Annotated in this window: 2 protein-coding genes; both read left to right on the top strand. The window is 69.9% G+C overall.

Going from position 1 to position 1177, the window contains the following annotated elements; translation table 11 throughout:
* Positions 1 to 523 (top strand): cellulose binding domain-containing protein (locus AB0J39_RS39665; protein WP_363474377.1); only part of this gene is annotated, 523 nt, incomplete at its 5' end.
* A 26-nt stretch (positions 524 to 549) separates the two neighbouring features.
* The coding region (locus AB0J39_RS39670) for a cellulose binding domain-containing protein (protein ID WP_363474379.1) at positions 550 to 1177 on the top strand (628 nt) is incomplete at its 3' end.

Here is a 1177-nt window from a genome sequence, read left to right on the forward strand (position 1 = left end):
CACCGTCGAAGGCATCAGCATCTCCGGCGTCGGCCACCAGCTGCCGATGAACGGCCAGATCGCCTACGCCATCTCCTTCCTCGGCCTCGACGGCACCGGCGTGACGACCTCCCCGTCCCCCTCTCCCAGCAGCTCACCGAGCAGCTCGCCTAGCAGTTCCCCGAGCAGCTCGCCGAGCAGTTCGCCGTCCCCCGGCGGCGGAACGGGCGCCTGCCGGGTCAGTGCCACCGTGAACGCCTGGAACAACGGGCTGACCGAGAACATCACGGTCACCAACACGGGTTCCTCGGCCGTCAACGGCTGGTCGCTCGCCTTCACCCTCCCGAGCGGGCAGACCATCACCGGCGGGTGGAACGCCACCTACTCGCCCACCAGCGGACAGGTCACGGCGAAGAACGTGAGCTACAACGGCTCGCTCGCGCCCGGAGCCTCCACCGAGATCGGCTTCCAGGCCACCCACACCGGCAACGCCGCGAAGCCCACCGCGTTCACGCTCAACGGAAACACCTGCACCATCTCCTGACGCCTCCCTATCCCCTGGAGATCTCCGTGCGCTTCATCAGACATCGGCGCTGGCTCGCGGCCGGAGTGGCCGCGGCGCTGAGCGTCCTCGGAGTCGCGACCGCCGGCTCCGCCCGGGCCGCCGCGGGCTGCCGGGTCACCTACACGGTGACCAACCAATGGCAGGGCGGCTTCGGCGCCAACGTCGACGTGGTCAACCTGGGCGACCCTGTCGACGGCTGGCGTCTGACCTGGTCGTTCCCCGCCGGCCAGACGATCAGCCAGCTGTGGAACGGCAGCTACACGCAGTCCGGCGCCCAGGTCACGGTGACCAACGCCTCCTACAACGGCGGCATCCCGACCGGCGGCAGCGCGTCGTTCGGCTTCAACGGCTCCTGGACCTCGTCCAACCCCGTGCCGGCGAGCTTCGCGCTGAACGGCACCACCTGCAGCGGCACCGTCACCAGCCCTTCGGCGAGTCCCAGTGCCAGCCCGAGTGCCAGTCCCAGTGCCAGCCCCAGTGCGAGCCCCAGCGCCAGTCCCTCGGTTTCCCCTTCGCCGTCGCCGTCGCCGTCGGCGAGTCCGTCGGGTGGGCCGTGGCCGCCGTCGTCGACGTACTCCAACCCGGTGTTGTGGCAGGACCTGGCCGACATCGACATCTTCCGGGTCGACGACA

This window comes from Microbispora sp. NPDC049633 (genome assembly GCF_040675265.1).
Classification (GTDB): Bacteria; Actinomycetota; Actinomycetes; order Streptosporangiales; family Streptosporangiaceae; genus Microbispora; species Microbispora maris.